Below are 21,134 nucleotides of genomic sequence, written 5' to 3' on the forward strand. Positions count from 1 at the left end.
TCGTGCTCCCGGTGCCTCTGTCCCGGATGCTCGCAGCATACACCCTGATCAAAGAATCAACGCCGAACATCGGCACCGAGAACCTCATACCGGTTACGAACCCGATCGAGCGCCTGAACAAGGAAGTGAAGCGCCGTGCCGACGTCGTAGGGATCTTCCCGAACGAGGCCTCGATCATGCGCCTGATCGGCGCCGTGCTGTTCGAGCAGAACGACGAATGGCAGACCTCAAGCCGCTACATGATGGTCGAAGCCTTCGCCCAGATCGATAAGGAGGAGATCGACCCCATTCTCAGCATAACAACGAAAGCCGCCTGATCATGACCTCAGGCCATCCAGGAATTTACACCATCTTGACGGACGTGACCCGTAATGCGCGCAGCTCTTTTTCAAGCCGTATCAAGAACAGCGCCTTCAGGTCTTTCTGGGTCGGCTCATCCATTGGCTTTACCGCATCAGGACGACAGGAACCTTGCAGCTGCGCACCATTTCAGTCGTGGTTGAGCCGATCACAAGGCTGCGGATACGGCTATGGCCATAGGCGCCCATCACGACCATGCCGAAACCTTCATCCTCGACCAGCTTGCCAAGTTCGGTATCCGGCTGACCTTCGATGACACGTGTGTCCGCATCAATGCCCGCCGCCTTCAACAGAGCCTTGGCATCCGCAAGCCCCTTCTTGACCTCAGGGGTTTCGCCGCCGACCGTGACGGCAGTGACCTTGAGATCCACGAAAAGCGAACTGCGAGCAATATGATCCACGGCCTTCATCGAGGAACTTCCGCCGTCATAGGCGACCAGCACCGACTCGATGGGGTGAAACGCGCGCGATGCGACAAAGACCGGCCGATGGGCCGCGCGCACGATGCGTTCGAGGTTCGAGCCTAGATGCCCCTTGGCGAAATCCGCTGCTTCGCCCCGTTTGCCGATCAGGATGACACGGGCGTCTTCTTCGATTTCGGCAATCGCTTCGACCACGTCGCCATGACGCAGGCGGGTCGTGATTTCCGTCACGCCGTCCTGATCGACGATCGCGCGTGCATCCTCAAGGACGGCGCGGCCGCGATGGCTGATCAGTTTGGCGCGCTGCGCGTCCAGATCCGCGAGTTCTTCAAGAAGTTTACTGCGCGCGCCGAGGCGGATGGCCCCGGACAAGTCCGTATTGGCGGAGTTTTCACGCCGACCGAGCACATGGATCAACTCTACCGGTGCGTCTGTTCTCTTGGCGATCCATGCGGCGTGATGACATACACTTTCCGAATAGATTGACCCGTCCACCAGCGCGATAATTTTCTTTGTCATGGTCTTCTCCTCCCTCAATGTTCCATCAACTTGTCCATCGCACCAGGCATGTCGTGGATGGCAAGCTTATCAACGATGGTTTCAGTCGCTTCATTCATACCGATGACTTCGACCTCAGCGCCATCACGACGGAACTTGAGGATCACCATGTCCAATGCCTGTACGCTGGATATGTCCCAGATATGCGCCTGGCTGACATCAATGATGACCTTGGTCAGCGCCTCCTTGAAATCGAATGCGTTCATGAAATCCTCAACCGACCCGTAGAAGAGCTGACCCTCTACCACATAGGTACGATGACTTCCGCTCTTGGTGATATCGGTCGTCACCTTGAACAGTTGCGCGATCTTGCCGGCAAAGAAGATTCCCGAAAGCAGCACGCCGACCAGCACCCCGATTGCCAGGTTATGGGTATAGACGACTGTCACCACCGTGGCGATCATTACGATGGACGAGGATCTGGGATGAACCGTGAGCGCCTTGATTGAAGACCATGAAAAGGTACCGATCGCGACCATGATCATGATCGCCACAAGGGCCGCCATTGGGATAATGCTGACCAGATCACCTAGAACCACCACCATGAAGAGCAGATACACACCTGCTGCGAAGGACGACAGCCGCCCACGACCGCCGGATTTCACATTGATGATCGACTGACCGATCATCGCACAGCCCGCCATGCCGCCAATAAATCCAGTCGCGGTATTGGCAATGCCCTGCCCGACCATTTCCTGAGAGCGGTTCGATTTTGTGTCCGTCAGATCATCAACGATGTTCTGCGTCATAAGGCTTTCAAGAAGGCCCACAACCGCAACCGCCACCGAATAAGGCAGGATGATCATCAAGGTCTCGAAGGTGAACGGGATCTGTGGAATGAGAAATATCGGCAGTGTGTCGGGCAACTCGCCCATATCGCCGACAGTGCGCACATCAAGGCCGAGTGCAAACGCCAGGGCTGTGAGGACGACGATGGTGACAAGCGGTGATGGGACCGCAATAGTTAGAAGCGGAAACAGGTAGATGATGGCGAGACCGGCTGCGACAAGCGCATAAGTGATCCATGTCACCTCGCGCGGATCGAGTTCGGGCAGTTGCGCCATGAAGATCAAAATGGCGAGCGCGTTCACGAACCCCGTCATGACGGATTTCGACACATACCGCATGATGAAACCCAACTTGAATAGCCCGGCTGCGATCTGCAACAGACCTGCCAGAACCGTGGCCGCCAAGAGATATTGCAGGCCGTAATCCTTCACGAGCGTGATCATCAGAACAGCGGTCGCTGCGGTTGCGGCCGAAATCATGCCGGGTCTGCCACCAGTGATCGCAATGATCACAGCGATCGAGAAACTTGCATAAAGCCCGACCTTCGGGTCGACGCCAGCAATAATTGAAAAGGCAATAGCCTCGGGGATGAGCGCCAGCGCCACCACGAGACCGGCCAGCAAATCGCCGCGAATGTTTCCCAGCCACTGGCTGCGATAAGCATCGAGTGAAATCATGAAATAGGTATCCGATACCGGCCAGGCATGAGACGCAAAGCCGGAGTGCATTCGCACAGTTGTCTATCGTTGTCCGGCGGATCGGCGGCCGGAAGAGCCACCCGGGATCTATCCCAGGTCCAAGTTCGCTGCGGTGCCGCATAGAGCGTTCTGAGGAGAAGAGCAACTCGATAGCGGCTATCACAACGAAAACTTTGCTTCGTTTTTGTCGGAAGTTGGGAGCAACGGGAGTAGAAAGAGGCATAGACTAGGTCAAGAACGGTAGCCGTGTTGAGTCTTCATGGCGTCCGGCCAGCCAAGAGGAAAGCTACGAGATCGTGCGGCGTCGACGTTCAAAGTGATCCCTGGCGACGAGTTTCATCACCGTGACAACACGTTGAAACAGTTCGCAAAGCTCTACCGAGAGAACACGAACGACTTCCCGCAGGGCTGCGCGGATGAGGACTACCGCCGCAAACTGGAAAAAGCCTACCCGCGTCACCTTCCGTGGCGCGACGATCGCGCTTTCCCACTAATTCAATTTCTCGGCGCGGCACTAGTCTCCTGATCCCGACAGTGGACGTGAGCTTGGCCGAATGGTGAAAACTGCCCGGCTCTTACCTCGCGGGATTCTACGCTCATTCTGTTACCCGAGATGTTACCCCTGAGCGAAAAACATACAGGTCCCTTGTGGGGTGATGCCTAAAACCTTGCTTTTCTTTGGGTTTTTGGCTCCGGCGGTAGGGATCGAACCTACGACCAATTGATTAACAGTCAACTGCTCTACCGCTGAGCTACGCCGGAACACGCTCGGCGATTTAGCAACATGCGGGGGGGCTGGCAAGGGGGCTGGGGCTTATTTTTTCCCGCCCCTTGCGTGGCCTCAGTCGCCGATGCGTTCGAAGCTGGCGTCGGCGGCGAGTTTGGGGCGCGGGCGGGTGATCTCGCGGGTGGTGAGATCGATGAGGTGGGCGAAGACGTTGCGCGCGGCGGCGGGCAGGAGGGCGGCGGGCGTGTCGGCGTAGATCGCGCGGGCGAGGCCGTCGGGCGTGGCCGGGCCTTTTGCTAGGGCCGCGAGGATCTCCGCCTCGCGGCTCTTGCGGTGGGCGACGAGCCAGTCGAGCCGGGCGGCGGGGTCGGTCACGGGCGCGCCGTGGCCGGGCAGGAACAGCCTTGCCCGCCGCGCCGCGAGCCTGTGACAGGAGGCGAGGAAGGCGGTGAGGTCGCCGTCGGGCGGCGAAATCAGCGTCGAGGCCCAGCCCATGACGTGATCGCCGGTGAAGATCACCTCGTCCAGCGCGAAGCTCAGGTGGCCGGCGAAGTGGCCCGGCGTCCAGATCGTCTCGAGCCTGCGGCCGTTGCCGATATCGAGCGTCTCGCCGTCTTCGAGCTGCACATCGGGCGTGAACCCGTGCTCCACGCCCTCGCCGCCGGCGGCCAGCCCGCGCGCGGCGAGGTCGGCCATCACCGGGCTGCGGCCGGCCTCGGGCGGGCCGAAGGCCTGCACGCGCGCGCCGGTGGCCTCGGCCAGCGGGCGGGCGAGGGGGGAATGATCGAGGTGCGCATGGCTCACCAGAACCCGCGCCACCCGTTCGCCGGGGGCGAGGCCCGCCAGGATTGCATCGTAGTGGGCGCGGATCGCGGGGCCGGGATCGAGCACCGTCACCGCGCCTTCGCCGAGAACATAGGTGTTGGTGCCCCAATGCGTCATCGGCGAGGGGTTGGGAGCGAGCAGCAGCCGGATGCCGGGGGCGAGCGGCTGGATCACGCCGGGGGTGGGCCTTGCGTCCTTCATGGCGGCACGAAACCCCGGCGCGGCGGCGAAGGCAAGGGGGGTGCTTGCATGTGCCATGGCCCCGCGCCATGCTCGCGCCGCCTGCAGGGGCTCCGGACGCGACGCCGACGGGGCCGAACGAGGAGACACCGCCGATGGCCCGCCGCCCGCGCAAGGACCGCGCCGCCGAGAGCCCGCCCGCGGCGCACGCCTTTCGCCAGGCCGCGCTTGCCGCGCCGCGCCCGCGGTTCGAACTGGCAGGGGCCGAGGCCCGCGCGGCGCTGGTGGCGCGCGCGCTGCGGCTGCTGGAGGAGCATGGCGTGGCGGTGATCCACGAAGCCGCCCATGCGGCGCTTCTGGCGGCCGGGGCGCGGCCGGGGCGCGAGCCTTCGCGCCTGCGCCTGCCGCGCGCGCTGGTGGAGGAGGCGCTGGCGGCGACGCCGAAACAGGTTCTGCTCGCCGGCAAGCAACCCGACCGCGACGTGCCCCTGCCGCGCGGCGACCATGGCTTCGTGATGCGCACCGGCACCGGCGCGCATGGTTTCATCGAGATCGACAGTGGCGATTTTCGCAACATGGAGATCTCCGACGTCGCCACCATCGCCCGGCTGGCCAACGGGCTCGACCAGGTGGGGTTCATCGCGCATCCGTTTTCCTACGGCGTGCACGAGCTGACGAGCGACATCCACGGCGTCGGCGAATTGATCGTGAACACCGACAAGCACATCTGGCTGCAGCCCTACAACGTCGAGAACGTCGAGTTCCTGGTGAAGATCGCCGAGGTGGCGGGGTCGACGCCCGATCGCCCGATCGCCTCGACGATCATGTGTTCCTTCACGCCGCTGGAGTTCAAGGTGATGGACGTGGAGGCGCTGATCCAGTCGGGGCGCGCGGGGCTGCCGGTGCATGCCTGCTCGCTGCCCTCGGCGGGCGGCACCGCGCCGCTCTCGGTGGCCGGCAACGTGCTGATGGCGGTGAGCGAGATCCTCGCGATGGTGACGATGGGCCACGTCCTCGCGCCCGGTTTGGCCGTAATCGCCACGCCGCTGATGTTCACCCTCGACATGGCCACCGGCCAGGCGCTGCACGCCTGCCCGGAGAGCCTGCAGGCCAAGGCGCTGGCGGTGGAGGTGCTGCGCGGGCTGGGGCTTGTCACCCATACCTACGGCATGGGCTCCGACACCCCCGCCGCCGACCGCCAGTCGATGGCGGAACGGGCGATGCTGGGACAGATGGTGGCGATGGCGGGGACAGACATCCTCGGCGGCGTCGGCCAGTTGCAGACCGCGACGGTGTTCGACCCGGTGCAGGCGGTGCTCGACGACGAACTGGGCGGCTACCTGCGCGCGCTGGTGGCGGTGCCCGATCTGAGCGAGGCGGCGTTCAACTGGGACGAGGTGAGCGAGATCGGCCTCGGCGGCCATTTCCTCGCCTCCGGGCAGACCCTGGCGCTGTGCCGCTCGCAATACCGCCCGGAAGTGTTTCAGCGCGACCGGCGCGACGATTACGACAAGGCGGGCCGGGCAGGGGCCTGGGAAGCCGCGCGCGACAAGGCCCGCGCGCTGATCGCCGCGGACCCGCCCGAAGGCCTGCCCGACGCGGCGGCACGCGCCGAGATCCGCCGGCTGCGCACCCGGGCCGACGAGGAAATCATCGGCAAGGCCACGGTTTCGGGCCGTCGCGCCGTGATCTGAGGCCGGCCACGCGCCGCCCCTGCGGATGCGCATCCGGCTGGCGGGGGGATGGTAGGCCCGGAGGGACTCGAACCCCCAACCAAGGCGTTATGAGCGCCCTGCTCTAACCAATTGAGCTACAGGCCCACCGTGGCGCTAGAGGTAGCATGGGGCGCGGCGGGGTCAAGCGGGCGTTGCCAATCGCGCGCCCTTGGGCTATCGCGTCGGCAATCGTATCGGGGGCTGCCATGACCGGGAAGAAGAACGGGATCACCTACGCCGACGCCGGTGTGGATATCGACGCAGGCAACGCACTTGTCGAGCGGATCAAGCCCGCCGCGCGGCGCACGAACCGGCCCGGGGTGATGGCCGGGCTCGGCGGGTTCGGCGCCTTGTTCGATCTCAAGGCGGCCGGCTACCGCGATCCGATCCTGGTCGCCGCGACCGACGGGGTGGGCACCAAGCTGCGGATCGCGATCGACACCGGCAAGGTCGACACCATCGGCACCGACCTGGTGGCGATGTGCGTGAACGATCTGGTCTGCCAGGGTGCGGAGCCGCTGTTTTTCCTCGACTATTTCGCCACCGGCAAGCTCGAGGTCGAGGCCGCGGCCAGCATCGTCGAAGGCATCGCCGCGGGGTGCACCGCGTCCGGCTGCGCGCTCATCGGCGGCGAGACGGCGGAGATGCCGGGGATGTATGACGCGGGCGACTTCGACCTTGCGGGCTTCGCCGTGGGAGCGATGGAACGCGGTGCGGCGCTGCCGGCGGGCGTGGCCGAGGGCGACGTGCTGCTCGGGCTCGCCTCCGACGGGGTGCATTCCAACGGCTACAGCCTGGTGCGCAAGATCGTCGAGGTCTCGGGCCTCGGCTGGGACGATGCCTGCCCGTGGGACGAAGGCACGAGCCTTGGCGCGGCGCTGCTCGCGCCGACGCGTCTCTACGTCAAGCCGGCGCTGGCGGCGCTGGCGGCAGGGGAGGTGCATGCGCTCGCCCATATCACCGGCGGCGGGCTGACCGAGAACCTGCCGCGGGTTCTGCCCGAGGGGCTGGGGGCGCTCGTCGATCTCGGCGAGTGGACGCTCCCGCCGGTGTTTCGCTGGCTTGCCGAGACCGGCGGGCTCGACCAGGCGGAACTGCTCAAGACCTTCAATTCCGGCATCGGCATGGTGCTGGTGGTCGAGGCGAGAAGCCTCGCCGCCGTGCGCACGGCGCTCGAGGCGGCGGGTGAAACCGTGTTCCAGATTGGCCGGCTGCACCCGGGCGAGGGCGTGCGCTACCTCGGGAGCCTCGCGTGACGAAGCGCGTCGCGATCCTGATCTCGGGGTCGGGATCGAACATGGTGGCGCTGGCCGAGAGCATGGTGGGCGATCACCCGGCGCGGCCGGTGCTCGTCGTGTCGAACCTGCCCGGCGCGGGCGGGTTGGGACGGGCCGAGGCGATGGGTATCGCCACGGCGGTGGTGGATCACCGCCGGTTCGCGGGCGACCGCGCTGCCTTCGAGGCCGAGCTGGCCCGGGTGCTGGAGGCCGCCCGGCCCGACATTCTCTGCCTCGCGGGCTTCATGCGCATCCTCACGCCGTGGTTCACCGCGCGCTGGGCCGGGCGCGCGCTCAACATTCACCCCTCGCTGCTGCCGAAATACCGCGGCCTCGACACCCACGCCCGGGCGCTGGCCGCCGGCGACAGCGAGGCGGGCTGCAGCGTGCACGAGGTGACGGCGGAACTCGATGGCGGGCCGATCCTCGGCCAGGCGCGGGTGCCGATCCTGCCGGGCGACACCCCCGAGCGCCTGGCCGCCCGGGTGCTGCCGATGGAGCACGAGCTCTACCCGGCGGTGCTGCGGCGCTACGCGGCGGGCGACAGGACGCCGGTTTTCCTGCCCTGAGGCCGCGTCGATGCGCGCCGCTCGCGGCATGGCGCTTTATTCCCGCGCCGAACCCCGATACACCGGCATCAACGCGCAAGAGACGACGAGACCGAAAGCTTACATGATCACCATTACAACCACCGAGGCGCTGGCCGAGTTCTGTTCCCGCGCCGCCGCTCATCCTTACGTCACCGTCGATACCGAGTTCCTGCGCGAGCGCACCTATTATTCCAAGCTCTGCCTGGTGCAGCTGGCCGTGCCCGGAGACGAGGCCGAAAACGCGGTTCTGGTCGATCCGCTGGCCGAGGGGCTCTCGCTCGAACCGCTCTACGATCTGTTCCGCGATCCGAACGTGGTGAAGGTGTTTCACGCCGCGCGCCAGGATCTCGAGATCTTCTACGTCGACGCCGGGCTGATCCCGGCGCCGCTGTTCGACACGCAGGTGGCGGCGATGGTCTGCGGCCACGGCGACCAGGTTGGCTACGAGACGCTGGTGCGCAAGATCGCGCGCGCCGATCTCGACAAGTCGTCGCGTTTCACCGACTGGTCGCGCCGGCCACTGAGCGAGGCGCAGAAAAAATACGCGCTGGGCGATGTCACCCACCTGCGCCGGATCTACGAGGTGCTTTCGGCCGAACTGGAAGAGACCGGGCGGGCCCCCTGGGTCGAGGAAGAGATGGCGGTGCTGAACGATCCGGCGACCTACCGGGTGGAGCCCTCCGAGGCCTGGTTGCGGGTGAAGACGCGGACCAGTTCGGGCAAGTTCCTCGCCGTGGTGAAGGAACTGGCGCGGTTTCGCGAGGGCTACGCGCAATCGCGCGACGTGCCGCGCAGCCGGGTGTTCAAGGACGATGCCCTCGTCGAGCTGGCCTCGACCAAGCCCACTGATATGACCGATCTGTCGCGCTCGCGGCTGCTGCTGCGCGAGGCCCGGCGCGGCGAGATCGCGGAAGGGATCCTCGCCGCGGTGAAAGCCGGGCTGGAAACGCCGCCCGAGAAGATGCCGACGCCGCCGGTCAGCGGCCGCGAGAAGCTGCAGGTCAACCCGGCGCTGGCCGACCTGTTGCGGGTGCTGCTGAAGGCGCGGTCGGAAGAAACGAAGGTGGCGCAGCGGCTGATCGCCAATGCCGCCGACCTCGACCTGCTCGCCGCCGGACGGCGCGACGTGGCGGCGCTTAAGGGCTGGCGGGCCGAGGTTTTCGGCAATGACGCGCTGCGCCTGTGCGAGGGCAAGCTGGCGCTTGCGGCCAAGGGCCAGAGCGTTCGGGTGATCGAGGTCTGATCCGGCGCCGGCGCGCCGGGGCGGTCAGCGCCCGGCGGTGCGGCTGTTGCGCTCGCCGACCACGCGGATCGAGCGCACGTCGCGCAGCGCGGAATTCGAGATGAACTCGGCCACTTCCACGGTGCGGGCGTAGGGCGTCGAGGCCGGGGTGGCCCAACGCGGCGGGGCGATGCGGAAGACGTAGGTCAGCACGCCGCCCTCGGGTTCGCCATCGTTCTCGGGCACCAGCTCGGCATCCCAGTAGCCGACGCGCGGCGGCAGGCCGGAGGCATGCACGATCACCCCCGCCGTGGTGCGCTCGATCCTCAGGTCGGTGACCTGGTCGACACGCAGGCGGCGGTCGTTCGAATCGGCGTAGCCGCCGGACGGCTCGAGCGCCACCATCCGGTCATCCGGATTGGAGGCCGCGCCGAACCAGGTCAGCGGGTTCAGGTTGATACCATCGCTACAGGCGGCGAGGCCGAGAACGAGGCTGAGCGCGACGAATAGGCGGGCAATGCGGGCCATGTTGATCTTCCCCCGTGGTCCTTGCCTTGAGTAACGCAGGCGCGCGGGTTTGAAAACCCGCCACGTGCGGGTCTGGACCTTTGGTGTGGCGCATCCTAGGTGAAGGGGGCTGAAACAGGAGAGGCGCGCATGGCCACGGAAGCATTCGAAGCGATTGTCGAGGATTTCGAGTTTCTCGACGACTGGGAAGACCGCTACGCGATGGTGATCGACCTCGGCAAGCGGATGCAACCGCTCGACGAGGCACTGAAGGTTCCGGCGACGAAGGTGGACGGCTGTGCCAGCCAGGTCTGGCTGGCGCCGCGAATCGAGAACGCCACCTTCCATTTCGACGGGGATTCGGATGCGCTCATCGTGCGCGGGATCATCGCCGTTCTGCACGCGCTCTACGACGGGGTGCCGGTGGCGAAGGTGACGGCGATCGACGCGCAGGCCGAGCTTGGCCGGTTGCACCTCGAAGAACACCTCTCGGGCCAGCGCACCAACGGGCTCAGGGCGATGGTCGAACGGATCCGCAAGCTCGCGACCGAGGCGGCCTGACCGCGATCCGGCGGTGCGGCTTCGGCGCGCATTGTGGATTGGTTTTTGGGCTGCCCGTCGTGCCGGAGGACCGCCTCCCGCGTGCCCCCCGAGATATTTCCACCGGGATGAAGCCGGATCAGAGCCGGGCCAGCGCCGGGGCGAGGTCGCCGTAGCCGGTCTGGCGGCGCTCGTAGGCGAGGCCGAGGCGGGCGGCGGCAGCGCGGGCCTGGGCGTCGAGCGCCGGGTCGTCGGTCTGGGCGAGATAGACCAGCGTTTCGTAATTTCCGAAATAGGCGTCGCGCAGTTCGGGGTGGCGGTCGAGCCCGAGCGGCTTGATCACGAAGGCCTCGAACTGGCGGGTGAGGAAATCGGTGAGGTAGAAGGCGGTGGCCTCGTCACGCTCGGCGAAGGCCTCATTGCCCTCGAAGAAGCTGTAGCAATGCGGGCCTTCCAGCATCTCGACGCCGTAACGGGCGCAGACCTCCGCGATACGGCCGCCGGAGCCGCAATCGGCGTAAGCCACGAAGATTGTTTCGTAAGTATCACGGTGCTTTACGATCGCATCTTCAAGCGCCGTGTGAATGCGTTCCGGCCGGTTGTGCAGGATTGCGGGCAGGCAGGCGAGATCGACATGGGTGAGCCCGTTCGCCTGCAGCACCGCAAGGATTTCGCGCGCCAGCGCGCCGCAGCCGATCACCAGCACCCGGCCCTTGCCGCTGGCGGCGAGCCCTTCGGTGGTCAGGCGGGTGTCGTCGTCGGTCATTTCAGTTTGACCGCGGTGCCGTAGGCGAGGATTTCCGACGCGGCCTGGGCGATCTGCGAGGTTTCGAAGCGGACCGCGATCACCGCGTCGGCGCCGAGCGCCTCGGCTTCGGCGATCATCCGGTCGAGCGCCTGTTCGCGCGCGCCGGCCATCAGCGAGGCGTATTCGCGGATCTCGCCGCCGACGAGGTTGCGCAAGCCCGCGACGATATCGGAGCCGATGTGCTTGGCGCGCACGGTGGAGCCGCGCACGAGGCCGAGCGCGACCGTCTCGCGTCCGGGCACGGTGTCGGTGGTGAGAACCAGCATCACTTGTCCATCCTGTCGTAGTGGTCGTCGTCGGTGTTGGCGAGCCGCTCGGCGATCACCCGCCAGGCGACGTAGGCCACCAGCATCACCGGGATGACGACGAACCAGCCAAGCGGGAACTGCACCGCGGCGGCGACCATGGTGGCGATCCAGACCGTGATCCCGGCGGCGGCGATCACCACGACGAGGATGAGAACGAACTTGTCGATCGGCATGGGGGCCTCCTTGTCCGCTTCAGATGGGGGCGGGCCGGGCGCGCCGCAAGCGTCATTCGCCCTTGTCGGTGAGCTTCTGCCAGGCGATGCCGAACAGCATCGCGAGCGGCATCAGCGCGAAAAACACCTGCCCCGAGAGCGCATCGGCGCGAATCGCGGAGGCGAGCAGCCAGAGCGCGGCGGCGGCCGATCCCCCCGCGAGGGCGAGGAAAAACAGCCGCCGACCCGGTGCCAAGGCTCAGCCTGCCATCTGGTTGTGCTTGCGCGCCATGAATTGCTTGGCCGTCTCCACCGCCACGGCGGCATCGCGGCAATAGGCGTCGGCCCCGATCGCCTTGCCGAATTCCTCGTTCAGCGGCGCGCCGCCCACCAGCACGATATACTTGTCGCGCTTGCCTTCGGCGACCAGCGTGTCGATCACCACTTTCATGTAGGGCATGGTGGTGGTGAGCAGGGCCGACATGCCGATGATGTCGGCGTCTTCCTTCTCGGCGGTCTCGATGTAGTTCTCGACCGGGTTGTTGATTCCGAGATCGACGACCTCGAACCCGGCGCCTTCCATCATCATCGACACCAGGTTCTTGCCGATGTCGTGGATGTCGCCCTTGACCGTGCCGATCACCATCTTGCCGACCTTCGGCGCGCCGGTCTCGGCCAGCAGCGGCTTGAGGATCGCCATCCCCGCCTTCATCGCGTTGGCGGCGAGCAGCACCTCGGGCACGAACAGGATGCCGTCGCGGAAATCGTCGCCGACCACCTTCATCCCGGCCACCAGCGCCACGGTGAGCACCTTGTAGGGCGCCCAGTCGCGGGCGAGCAGAATCTGGGTGGCTTCCTCGATCTCCTCCTTGAGCCCGTCGTAGAGATCGTCGTGCATCTGCGCGACGAGTTCTTCGTCGTCGAGTTCGGAGAGGATGATGTCGTCGTCTTCGTCGGCCATGGGTGCTCTCTCCCGTTCGGCGTCATGCGCGGTTGTCTGTTCCTACATGCGGTCTGGCGCGCTGGCGATATTGGCGTTTTGCGACTTCGAGCGCGCGATTGGCGACTTCGCCGCAGGTTGGGCGGGGCGGCGTCAGTCGCGCCGCCGCCGTCCGCGCCGTTCGCGCACCGGCGCGCCGGCGTTGTCGCCGGTGCCGTCGGAGGCGGAGGAGAAGGCGCCGAGGCGGGCCACGATCTCGTCGAGCGTCGGCTTGGTGTCGGATTTCGGCCGTGTTTCCAGCGCCGCGCGCATCGCCACCAGGTGTTCCGGCGTGGTGCCGCAGCAGCCGCCGATGATCCGCGCGCCGCAGTCGCGCGCGAGCACGGCGTAATCGGCCATCAGCTCCGGCGTGCCATCGTAATGGATGTGGCCGTGAACGTATTTCGGGATACCGGCGTTGCCCTTGGCGATGATCGGCCGCTCGCTGCCCGAGGCGGCGAAGCCGAGAATCGTGCGCAGCAGGTCCGAGGCGCCGACGCCGCAGTTGGCGCCGAAGCCGATCGGTGGGTTGGGCAGGCTTTCGACGAGGCTGACGAAGTCGGTGGAGGTGACGCCCATCATCGTGCGCCCGGCGGTGTCGAAGCTCATCGTGCCGCACCAGGGCATGCCGGCCAGTTCCGCGGCCTTCGCGGCGGCCCTGTATTCGTCGCCGGCCGAGATCGTCTCGGCCCAGAGCACGTCGGCGCCGCCGGCCTTCAGCCCCTCGGCCTGTTCATGGAACATCTCGACGGCGCGGTCGAAGGTGAGCGGGCCCATCGGCTCCATGATCTCGCCGGTCGGCCCCATCGAGCCGGCCACCACCACGGTGCGCCCGGCCTTGTCGGCCACCTCGCGGCCGAGTTCGGCGGCGATCCTGTTCAGCTCGTGCACGCGGGTGTGCGCCTCGTGCAACTTGAGCCGCGCGGCGGTCCCGCCGAAGGAGTTGGTGAGGAAGAGATCGGACCCGGCGTCGACCGCGCCCTGGTAGAGCGCGCGGATCTTGTCGGGTTCATCGACGTTCCACAGTTCCGGCGCGTCGCCCGAGGTCAGCCCCATGTTGAACAGGGTGGTGCCGGTGGCGCCGTCGGCCATCAACCAATCGTTCTGATCGAGCAGGCGGCTGAGCGCGTCCTGTGTCATGCCGGGGTCTCCTCTGGCTTGCTTCGGGCCTAGGTGCCACGAATGCCGGCGCGGCGCAAATCGCAAAGCTGCATGAAGATCATGAGCCGAAGGCGGGCTTCGACGACGGGCGCGGCGCGCGGGCCGGCTGCCCGCCCGCGCGATCCGCGGACCGGGCCTGGGTGGCTCAGAGTTCGCTGAGAACCTGCTCGCGCGCCATGGCGAGCAACTCGGCCCGCTTGGCGCGGATCTCGTCGGCGGAGGACTTGTCGCCGAGGTCGGCGGCGACCTTGCGCACCACGTCCTCGTGGCCGGCTTCCTCGAAATCGGCCTTGATCACCGCGGCGGCATAAGTAGCGGCTTCGCCACCGGTCTTGCCCAGTTTCTCGGCGGCCCAGAGCCCGAGCAGCTTGTTGCAGCGCGCTTCGGCCTTGAAGTTCAGTTCCTGGTCATGCGCGAACTTGTTCTCGTAGGCGTTTTCGCGATCGTCGAAGGTGGTCATGGATGCAGCCCTCAGTTTCCGTCCTCGGCACCCATATGCCCTCGCGCGGGCTGTCAGGCAACCCCATCCGCTGCCAATTCGCCCGCCGCGCCCGGCGCCGCCGCTTGCGGGGGCGGGGGCATTGCACTATATCCCCGGCAACAGGCCCGGAGCCCCGGGCTCCGCGCGACGGAAGGCACCTCCATGGCACGACGCAAGAAGATCTACGAAGGCAAGGCCAAGATTCTTTACGAAGGCCCCGAGCCGGGCACGCTGGTGCAGTATTTCAAGGACGATGCCACCGCTTTCAACGCCGAGAAACGGGCCACGATCGAGGGCAAGGGGGTGCTCAACAACCGCCTGTCGGAGTTCTTCATGACCGGGCTCGCCAACATCGGCGTGCCGAACCATTTCATCAAGCGGCTGAACATGCGCGAGCAGCTGATCCGGCAGGTCGAGATCATCCCGCTGGAAGTCATCGTGCGCAATTTTGCCGCGGGCAGCATGGCCAAGAGGCTTGGGCTGGAAGAGGGCACGCCGCTGCCCCGGCCGATCGTCGAGTTCTCCTACAAGGACGACGCCCTGGGCGACCCGCTGGTGCCGGAGGAATACATCATGGCCTTCGGCTGGGCGACGCAGCAGGACATGGACGATATCGTCGCGCTGGCGCTCAGGGTGAACGATTTCCTCTCCGGGGTGATGTTCGGCGTCGGGATCAAGCTCGTTGACTTCAAGATCGAGATCGGCCGGATCTGGGACAACGATTACATGCGCCTGATCGTGGCCGACGAGATCAGCCCCGACAGCTGCCGGCTGTGGGATATCGAGACCGGCCAGAAGCTCGACAAGGACGTGTTCCGCCGCGATCTCGGCAACCTCACCGACGCCTACACCGAAGTGGCCCGCCGCCTCGGCGTGCTGCCCACGAACGTGACCCACACCACCAAGCCCACGCTGATCAACTGACCTCGCGGGGCAGGGCGGGCCGTGGCCCGCCTGTCTTGCGCGATGCGGAGGATGCGCTCGCCCGTTGCCACCCGAAGATGGGCGGTGGCGGGCCTCTTGCCGAGGTTCGACCGTCACCAACCACGCGCGCGGCGGGCCATTCATCCTTGCCGCAACAAGGTCCGGCTGACAAACTCCCGTGAAAAGGTCTTGCCTTGCGGAGGAGGAACATGGACCGTTTTACCGGCGGATGTTTGTGCGGCAAGCTGCGCATCGTCGCGACGGGGCGACCCTACAGGGTTGGTCTTTGCCACTGCCTTGACTGCCGCAAGCACCACGGCGCCCTGTTTCACGCCTCGGCGATATTTCCCCGGGATGCGGTGACGATCGAGGGTGAAGCCCGCGACTACGCCGGGCGGTTCTTCTGCCCCACCTGCGGCTCGACCGTGTTCGGGCGCAGCGCCGACGAGATCGAAGTGAACCTCGGCGCGCTGGATGCGCCGGACCAACTGCAACCGACCTACGAGCTTTGGACCATCCGCCGCGAGTCCTGGCTGCCGCCGTTTGCGGTTGCGCGACGATACGAGCGTGATCGCGATGAAACGGATCGCTTTGAAGGGTAAGGTGCAAGGGGCGCAGGCAGGCAATCGGGCCAACCCCGCCGCCGCAGGGCCACCCGCCAAGGCGGCGTTTGGGCCGGATCGGTCCGAAGCGGGCCTGCACGATATCTGCATCTGGTCCAGCCGGGTGCTTCATTGTATGACTGCGCCAGATCTTGACCGCCCCGGGGAATCGAAGGAGCCGCGCCCATGAAAGTCCGTGTCGATGTCATGCTGAAGGCCGGGGTGCTCGATCCGCAGGGCGAGGCGGTGCGCCACGCGCTCGGTTCGCTCGGGTTCGGCAACGTGAACGGCGTGCGCCAGGGCAAGGTGATCGAGCTGGACCTCGACACCGAGGACGCCGCCGCCGCCGAGGCGGAGGCCACCGAGATGGCCGAGAAGCTGCTCGCCAACACCGTGATCGAGAGCTACGCCGTGAAGGTGCTGGGCTGATGCGCGCCTCGGTCATCGTTTTCCCCGGCTCCAACTGCGACCGCGACATGGCCGTGGCCTTTGAGCGGGCGGGCGCCGATGTGACCATGGTCTGGCACAAGGACGACCACCTGCCGGAGGGCACCGATATCGTCGGCGTGCCGGGCGGGTTTTCCTTCGGCGATTACCTGCGCTGCGGCGCGATCGCGGCGAAGTCGCCGATCAGCCGGTCGATCGTCGCCCATGCCGGCCGGGGCGGCTACGTTCTGGGCGTGTGCAACGGCTTCCAGGTGCTCACCGAAACCGGGCTTCTGCCGGGCGCGCTGATGCGCAACGCCAATCTCAAGTTTATCTGCAAACCCGTTGATCTCACGGTGGAAACCACGCAAAGCGCCTTCACCTCCGGCTACCGGCCGGGGCAGCGGATCACGGTGCCCGTCGCGCATCATGACGGCAACTACCAGGTCGACGAGGCAACGCTGGCGCTGCTCGAGGCGGAAGACCGGATCGCGCTGCGCTACGTCGACAATCCGAACGGCTCCACCGCCGATATCGCGGGCGTTCTCTCGGCCAACCGGCGGGTGCTGGGGATGATGCCGCACCCCGAACGCGCGGTTGATGCGGCCCATGGCGGCACCGACGGGGTGGCAATGTTCCGCGCGTTGTCGGAGGCGCTGGTCTCGGCCTGACTTGTGAGCCGCAGGGCAGCGGGTGTATCGTCGATCCATGGCGAGCTCGCAAGCGACAACCCAGATCAAACCGGCCCGCACCGCGCCGCCCGTGCCGGAGCGGCTGTCGCTGCGCGCCCGGCTTACGCTGGTTGTGCTGGTCTCCCTAGCGGTGGTCACGGTCTGGATCTCGAACGAATGGCTGACAGCGCGTTACACCGAGACGACACGGTCGCGCGCCGAACTGCGGCTTGCGCTCTACTCGGGCAACCTGATGAGCGAGCTGCAGCGCAATTCGGTGGTGCCGCTCCTGCTCTCGCGTGATCCGGCGCTGATCGGCGCGCTCAGTTCGAGCGATTACGCGATGTCGTCGCAGCGGCTGATTTCGTTTCGCGAAGAGATCGGCGCGGCCTCGTTGATGTTGCTCGACAATGACGGCCGGATCGTGGCTGCGACCAATCGCGAACGGCTCGGTGCCAACAACAGCGATGCGCCCTATTACGTCGAGGCGCTGCGGTCCTCCGATACCGTCTTCACCGTCACCCGCACCGAGGTCGGAGCCTACGGGTTCACCTATGCGCGCAAGATCACCAGCGGCGGCTCCAATCTCGGGGTGATCGTCGTCGAGGTGGATCTGGCGAAATTCGAGCAAAGCTGGGCCGGGATTTCCGACGCGGTCCTGGTGACCGATTCGGAGGGCATGATCATCCTGTCGACCGAGCCCAGATGGCGCGGGCTGGCCGAGGCGGAGGCCTTTTCGGCGGTGGAGCCGCGAACCGCGATCGCCCGCGCGGTGCAATCGACCGCGTCCTGGGCGTCGCTGCCCTCCGAGGCGTTCTTCAACGGCGACGACGTGATCCGGCAGGACGCGCGGATCCCGTTCCAGGGCTGGCGGATCACCTCCTTCACCACCTATGCCTCGGTGCGCGAGCGGGTGAACGGGGTGCTGGCGCTGGAGATCATGGGCTTCGCCATCCTGCTTGCCTTCACCTTCTACGTCATCAGCCGCCGCGCCACCTCGCGCTCGATGCTGTTCCAGCTCGAATCGGCCGAGCTGCGCCAGCTCAACGCGGCGCTGAGCCGCGAGGTCGCCGAGCGCCAGAAGGCCGAGGCCAACCTGCAGGTGGCCGAGCAGACGCTGGCGCAAAGCTCCAAGCTGGCGGCGCTGGGCGAGATGTCGGCGGCGGTGAGCCACGAGCTCAACCAGCCGCTCGCGGCGATGAAAACCTACCTCGCCGGGGCCAAGCTCCTGCTGCAACGCAAGCGTCCGGAAGAGGCGCTTTCGAGTTTCCAGCGGATCGACGACCTGATCGAGCGGATGGGCGCGATCACCCGCCAGCTCAAGTCCTACGCCCGCAAGGGGGGCGACGCCTTCGCGCCGCTCGACGTGCGCGAGAGCGTGTCGACCTCGCTCAGCATGATGGAGCCGCAACTCAAACGCCGGCAGGTGCGGATCACCCGCAACGTGCCGCGCGCGCCGGTGATCGTGATCGGCGACAGGGTCCGCCTCGAACAGGTGCTGATCAACCTGATGCGCAACGCCATCGACGCCACCAAGACGGTCGACGCACCGCAGGTCGACATCCTGCTCACCGCCGACGACGAAAGCGCGCGCATATCGGTGCGCGACAACGGCCCCGGGGTGGAGGATCTCGACAAGCTGTTCGAGCCTTTCTACACCACCAAGCAGCCCGGCGACGGTGTCGGGCTCGGTCTGGCGATCTCCTCGGGCATCGTCGCCGATCTCGGCGGCCGCCTCACCGCGCGCAATGCGACAACGGGGGGGGCTGTATTCGAAGTGGAACTGCCTATCTTCAAGGCAGACAAGGAAAATGACGAGGCGGGCGTCGAAGCGGCCGAATGAGGCGCGAATGTCCGACCCGGGGGGATGGCCCGGGGAATTTTCGGCCCGAAGGGGGCCAGAGGGTAAAGACCATGGCACAGGCAATGAAAATCGCGATCGTCGATGACGAACAGGACATGCGCCAATCCATCAGCCAGTGGCTGGCGCTCTCGGGGTTCGATACCGAGACCTTCCCCTCCGCCGAGGAGGCGCTGAAATCGGTCGGCCAGGATTATCCCGGCGTGATCATCTCCGATATTCGCATGCCCGGCATGGACGGGATGCAGTTTCTGAAAAAGCTCATGAGCGTCGACAGCTCGCTGCCGGTGATCATGATCACCGGCCATGGCGACGTGCCGATGGCGGTCGAGGCGATGCGGGTGGGGGCTTACGACTTCCTCGAAAAACCCTTCAACCCTGACCGGATGACCGAGCTTGCCAAGAAGGCGACGCAGGCGCGGCGGATGACGCTCGACGCCCGCGCCCTGCGCCGTGAACTCGGCGACGGCACCACGATCATGAAAAAGCTGGTGGGTGCCAGCCCGGTGATGGAGCGGCTGCGCGAGGATATCCTCGATCTCGGCCAGGCGGACGGCCACGTTCTGATCGACGGCGAGACCGGCACCGGGAAAACCCTCGTCGCCCATGCCCTTCACGCGGTGGGGGCCAAGGCGGGGCGCAAGTTCGTCGTCGTCCGCCTCGCCGGGCAGGACGAGGAGACGCTGGGCGCCAATCTGTTCGGCCCGATGGAGGAGGGCGGCCAGCAGCCGCTGGTGGAGCAGGCGCGCGGCGGCACGCTGGTGTTCGAGGATATCGAGGCGCTGCCGATGGCGCTGCAGGCCCGGCTCCTGGCCTGGATCAACGACCAGGGCACGCCGCCAGAAACCCGGGTGGTGGCGATCTGCAACCTGCAGGACGGCGGGCGGACCTGCGAGGATTGCCTGCGGCCCGATCTCTTCTACCGGCTGGCGCAGATGAAGATCACCCTGCCGCCGCTGCGCGCGCGCGGCGAGGATATCCTGATGCTGTTCACCCGCTTCGCCGACCAGTTCGCCGAGGAATACGGCTGCGCCGCACCGACGGTGAGCGCGCAGGAGGCGGCGCAACTGCTGCAGGCGCCCTGGCCGGGCAACATCCGCCAGCTCATCAACATCGCCGAGCGGGCTGTGCTGCAATCGCGCCGGGGCTCGGGCACGATCAGTTCGCTCCTGATGAACGATCACGACGACGTGCAATCGGCGACGATGACGACCGAGGGCAAGCCGCTCAAGGAATACGTCGAGGCCTTCGAGCGGATGCTGATCGACAACACCATGCGCCGCCACAAGGGGTCGATCGTCGGGGTGATGGAGGAGCTGTGCCTGCCGCGCCGGACCCTGAACGAGAAGATGGCCAAGTACGGGCTTCAGCGTTCCGACTATCTCTGACCGCCCGGCCACGCCGGTTCGGACCCGGGCCCAGGCGTTTGCGGGCAGGCAAGTGTGACGCGGGGCGGTTTGGCGTTTGATCACCGGCGGGCCGCGGTGTAGGTCAGGTTGCAACCAACCACGAGGACCTGCCCATGCCCGCCCCGCACAACCGCCTGAAAACCGCGCTGAAATCCGGCCAGATGCAGATCGGCCTGTGGCTGAATTCCGGCTCGGCGCTGGTGAGCGAGGTGGCCGGAGCGGCCGGCTTCGACTGGTGCCTGCTCGACGCCGAACACGCGCCCTATGATCCCGCCGCCCTGGCGGATCACCTGCGCGCGCTGGAGCTTGGCGGCACCAGCGCGGTGGTGCGGGTGCCGGTGGGCGAGGAGTGGGTGATCAAGCAGGTGCTCGATCTCGGGGCGCAGACGCTGCTCGTGCCGATGGTCGATACCGCCGCGCAGGCCGCCGAGGTGGTGCGCGCGACGCGCTATGCGCCGCAGGGCCGGCGCGGTGTTGGCGCGGCGCTGGCGCGGGCCTCTGGCTACGGGCAGGTCGCCGATTACATCACCACCGCCAACGCCGAGATCGGCGTGATCGTGCAGGCCGAAACCCGGCGCGCGATCGCCAACCTCGACGAGATCGTCGCCGTCGACGGGGTGGATTGCGTGTTCATCGGCCCCGCCGACCTCTCGGCCGACATGGGCTATCCCGGCGATCTCGGCGCGCCGGAAGTGGTCGAGACCATCGCCAACGCCGTGCGCCGCATCCGCGCCGGTGGCAAGGCGGTGGGGATCATCGACTTCGATCCTGCATCCTTCGCCCGCTATGCCGATCTTGGCGTGACCTTCCTCGGCATCGGCGCCGATGTCTCGCTCCTGCGCGGCGCTTTCGTGAACGCGCTTGCCGCGGCCCGCGCGACGACGACCGGCTCGGCCTCTCCCGGCCGGTAAATCGCTGAATTTTGTGTGAAATGCCGCGCGG

Annotated in this window: 25 protein-coding genes, 2 tRNA genes and 1 other annotated feature; of the genes, 14 read left to right on the forward strand and 13 right to left on the reverse strand. The window is 66.4% G+C overall.

Features of this window, described 5'->3' with window-relative positions:
- Positions 1-317, forward strand: a 317-nt coding sequence (locus tag IEW01_RS05810; RefSeq protein WP_229738111.1) for a transposase, incomplete at its 5' end; no start/stop codon positions are given.
- Positions 318-446: 129 nt separating this feature from the next.
- Here the strand turns inward: IEW01_RS05810 and IEW01_RS05815 are convergent.
- Together IEW01_RS05815 and IEW01_RS05820 are read right to left on the reverse strand one after the other, a co-directional pair.
- Complete coding sequence (locus IEW01_RS05815; RefSeq protein WP_188526694.1) at positions 447-1,301, reverse strand: universal stress protein; 855 nt, start codon at positions 1,299-1,301, stop codon at positions 447-449.
- Between the two features lie 14 nt (positions 1,302-1,315).
- Positions 1,316-2,806, reverse strand: coding sequence for a SulP family inorganic anion transporter (locus tag IEW01_RS05820; protein ID WP_188526695.1), 1,491 nt, complete (start codon positions 2,804-2,806; stop codon positions 1,316-1,318).
- A 67-nt stretch (positions 2,807-2,873) separates the two neighbouring features.
- Positions 2,874-2,930, reverse strand: a sequence feature (sul1 is cis-regulatory element that is thought to sense ions involved in sulfur or methionine metabolism; They are found in Alphaproteobacteria).
- 156 nt (positions 2,931-3,086) lie between these two features.
- Here IEW01_RS05820 and IEW01_RS05825 point away from each other — a divergent pair.
- Entirely contained in the window at positions 3,087-3,353 is a 267-nt protein-coding gene (locus IEW01_RS05825) for a hypothetical protein (RefSeq protein ID WP_229738112.1), read from the forward strand.
- Positions 3,354-3,514: 161 nt separating this feature from the next.
- Here the strand turns inward: IEW01_RS05825 and IEW01_RS05830 are convergent.
- Together IEW01_RS05830 and IEW01_RS05835 are read right to left on the reverse strand one after the other, a co-directional pair.
- Positions 3,515-3,589, reverse strand: a tRNA-Asn gene (locus IEW01_RS05830).
- A 79-nt stretch (positions 3,590-3,668) separates the two neighbouring features.
- The gene (locus IEW01_RS05835; RefSeq protein ID WP_188526696.1) at positions 3,669-4,580 is read right to left on the reverse strand and encodes an MBL fold metallo-hydrolase; all 912 of its coding nucleotides are present in this window, start codon (positions 4,578-4,580) and stop codon (positions 3,669-3,671) included.
- 134 nt (positions 4,581-4,714) lie between these two features.
- Here IEW01_RS05835 and IEW01_RS05840 point away from each other — a divergent pair, with 134 nt between their 5' ends.
- Positions 4,715-6,253, forward strand: coding sequence for a trimethylamine methyltransferase family protein (locus tag IEW01_RS05840; protein WP_188526697.1), 1,539 nt, complete (start codon positions 4,715-4,717; stop codon positions 6,251-6,253).
- A gap of 49 nt (positions 6,254-6,302) precedes the next feature.
- Here IEW01_RS05840 and IEW01_RS05845 read toward each other — a convergent pair.
- Positions 6,303-6,379: transfer RNA gene (locus IEW01_RS05845), tRNA-Ile, on the reverse strand.
- A 101-nt stretch (positions 6,380-6,480) separates the two neighbouring features.
- Here IEW01_RS05845 and purM point away from each other — a divergent pair.
- The 3 genes from purM to rnd all read left to right on the forward strand — a co-directional run bounded on the left by purM (position 6,481) and on the right by rnd (position 9,384).
- Positions 6,481-7,530 (forward strand): phosphoribosylformylglycinamidine cyclo-ligase, encoded by a 1,050-nt coding sequence (gene purM / locus IEW01_RS05850; protein ID WP_188526698.1) that lies wholly within the window; start codon positions 6,481-6,483, stop codon positions 7,528-7,530.
- On the forward strand, positions 7,527-8,120 hold the full coding sequence (gene purN / locus IEW01_RS05855) for a phosphoribosylglycinamide formyltransferase (RefSeq protein ID WP_188526699.1): 594 nt from the start codon (positions 7,527-7,529) through the stop codon (positions 8,118-8,120). The genes purM and purN overlap by 4 nt, the downstream gene beginning before the upstream one ends.
- A gap of 103 nt (positions 8,121-8,223) precedes the next feature.
- Positions 8,224-9,384: a ribonuclease D gene (gene rnd / locus IEW01_RS05860; protein WP_188526700.1), complete on the forward strand. Its 1,161-nt coding sequence runs from the start codon at positions 8,224-8,226 to the stop codon at positions 9,382-9,384.
- 24 nt (positions 9,385-9,408) lie between these two features.
- Here rnd and IEW01_RS05865 read toward each other — a convergent pair whose 3' ends face one another.
- Positions 9,409-9,891, reverse strand: a complete 483-nt coding sequence (locus IEW01_RS05865; RefSeq protein ID WP_188526701.1) for a hypothetical protein — start codon at positions 9,889-9,891, stop codon at positions 9,409-9,411.
- A 129-nt stretch (positions 9,892-10,020) separates the two neighbouring features.
- On the opposite strand from IEW01_RS05865, the gene IEW01_RS05870 reads away from it, so the two are divergent.
- Positions 10,021-10,431, forward strand: a complete 411-nt coding sequence (locus IEW01_RS05870; RefSeq protein WP_188526702.1) for a SufE family protein — start codon at positions 10,021-10,023, stop codon at positions 10,429-10,431.
- Positions 10,432-10,549: 118 nt separating this feature from the next.
- Here the strand turns inward: IEW01_RS05870 and IEW01_RS05875 are convergent, their stop codons facing one another.
- The 7 genes from IEW01_RS05875 to IEW01_RS05905 form a co-directional block, all read right to left on the reverse strand.
- The gene (locus tag IEW01_RS05875; protein ID WP_188526703.1) at positions 10,550-11,176 is read right to left on the reverse strand and encodes a DUF1638 domain-containing protein; all 627 of its coding nucleotides are present in this window, start codon (positions 11,174-11,176) and stop codon (positions 10,550-10,552) included.
- A complete protein-coding gene (locus IEW01_RS05880; RefSeq protein WP_188526704.1) occupies positions 11,173-11,484 on the reverse strand; it encodes a YbjQ family protein in 312 nt (103 codons plus the stop codon). The genes IEW01_RS05875 and IEW01_RS05880 overlap by 4 nt, the downstream gene beginning before the upstream one ends.
- Positions 11,484-11,699: a hypothetical protein gene (locus IEW01_RS05885; protein ID WP_188526705.1), complete on the reverse strand. Its 216-nt coding sequence runs from the start codon at positions 11,697-11,699 to the stop codon at positions 11,484-11,486. Before IEW01_RS05885 ends, IEW01_RS05880 begins: the two co-directional genes overlap by 1 nt.
- Before the next feature lie 52 nt (positions 11,700-11,751).
- On the reverse strand, positions 11,752-11,934 hold the full coding sequence (locus IEW01_RS05890) for a hypothetical protein (protein ID WP_188526706.1): 183 nt from the start codon (positions 11,932-11,934) through the stop codon (positions 11,752-11,754).
- Between the two features lie 3 nt (positions 11,935-11,937).
- Entirely contained in the window at positions 11,938-12,639 is a 702-nt protein-coding gene (locus IEW01_RS05895) for a corrinoid protein (RefSeq protein WP_188526707.1), read from the reverse strand.
- A 132-nt stretch (positions 12,640-12,771) separates the two neighbouring features.
- Positions 12,772-13,797, reverse strand: coding sequence for a betaine--homocysteine S-methyltransferase (gene bmt / locus IEW01_RS05900; RefSeq protein WP_188526708.1), 1,026 nt, complete (start codon positions 13,795-13,797; stop codon positions 12,772-12,774).
- A gap of 166 nt (positions 13,798-13,963) precedes the next feature.
- The gene (locus IEW01_RS05905; RefSeq protein ID WP_188526709.1) at positions 13,964-14,278 is read right to left on the reverse strand and encodes a DUF1476 domain-containing protein; all 315 of its coding nucleotides are present in this window, start codon (positions 14,276-14,278) and stop codon (positions 13,964-13,966) included.
- Positions 14,279-14,461: 183 nt separating this feature from the next.
- On the opposite strand from IEW01_RS05905, the gene purC reads away from it, so the two are divergent.
- The 7 genes from purC (at position 14,462) to IEW01_RS05940 (ending at position 21,103) form a co-directional block, all read left to right on the forward strand.
- On the forward strand, positions 14,462-15,223 hold the full coding sequence (gene purC / locus IEW01_RS05910) for a phosphoribosylaminoimidazolesuccinocarboxamide synthase (protein ID WP_188526710.1): 762 nt from the start codon (positions 14,462-14,464) through the stop codon (positions 15,221-15,223).
- A 209-nt stretch (positions 15,224-15,432) separates the two neighbouring features.
- A complete protein-coding gene (locus tag IEW01_RS05915; protein WP_188526711.1) occupies positions 15,433-15,825 on the forward strand; it encodes a GFA family protein in 393 nt (130 codons plus the stop codon).
- A gap of 186 nt (positions 15,826-16,011) precedes the next feature.
- On the forward strand, positions 16,012-16,254 hold the full coding sequence (gene purS, locus IEW01_RS05920) for a phosphoribosylformylglycinamidine synthase subunit PurS (protein WP_188526712.1): 243 nt from the start codon (positions 16,012-16,014) through the stop codon (positions 16,252-16,254).
- The gene (purQ, locus tag IEW01_RS05925; protein WP_188526713.1) at positions 16,254-16,922 is read left to right on the forward strand and encodes a phosphoribosylformylglycinamidine synthase subunit PurQ; all 669 of its coding nucleotides are present in this window, start codon (positions 16,254-16,256) and stop codon (positions 16,920-16,922) included. The genes purS and purQ overlap by 1 nt, the downstream gene beginning before the upstream one ends.
- Before the next feature lie 37 nt (positions 16,923-16,959).
- On the forward strand, positions 16,960-18,765 hold the full coding sequence (locus IEW01_RS05930) for a sensor histidine kinase (RefSeq protein ID WP_188526714.1): 1,806 nt from the start codon (positions 16,960-16,962) through the stop codon (positions 18,763-18,765).
- Between the two features lie 71 nt (positions 18,766-18,836).
- Positions 18,837-20,171 (forward strand): sigma-54-dependent transcriptional regulator, encoded by a 1,335-nt coding sequence (locus IEW01_RS05935; RefSeq protein WP_188526715.1) that lies wholly within the window; start codon positions 18,837-18,839, stop codon positions 20,169-20,171.
- 134 nt (positions 20,172-20,305) lie between these two features.
- Positions 20,306-21,103, forward strand: coding sequence for an HpcH/HpaI aldolase family protein (locus IEW01_RS05940; protein WP_188526716.1), 798 nt, complete (start codon positions 20,306-20,308; stop codon positions 21,101-21,103).
- The last annotated feature ends 31 nt before the right edge of the window (positions 21,104-21,134 follow it).

The sequence above is a fragment of the Sinisalibacter lacisalsi genome, from assembly GCF_014640115.1.
GTDB lineage: Bacteria > Pseudomonadota > Alphaproteobacteria > Rhodobacterales > Rhodobacteraceae > Sinisalibacter > Sinisalibacter lacisalsi.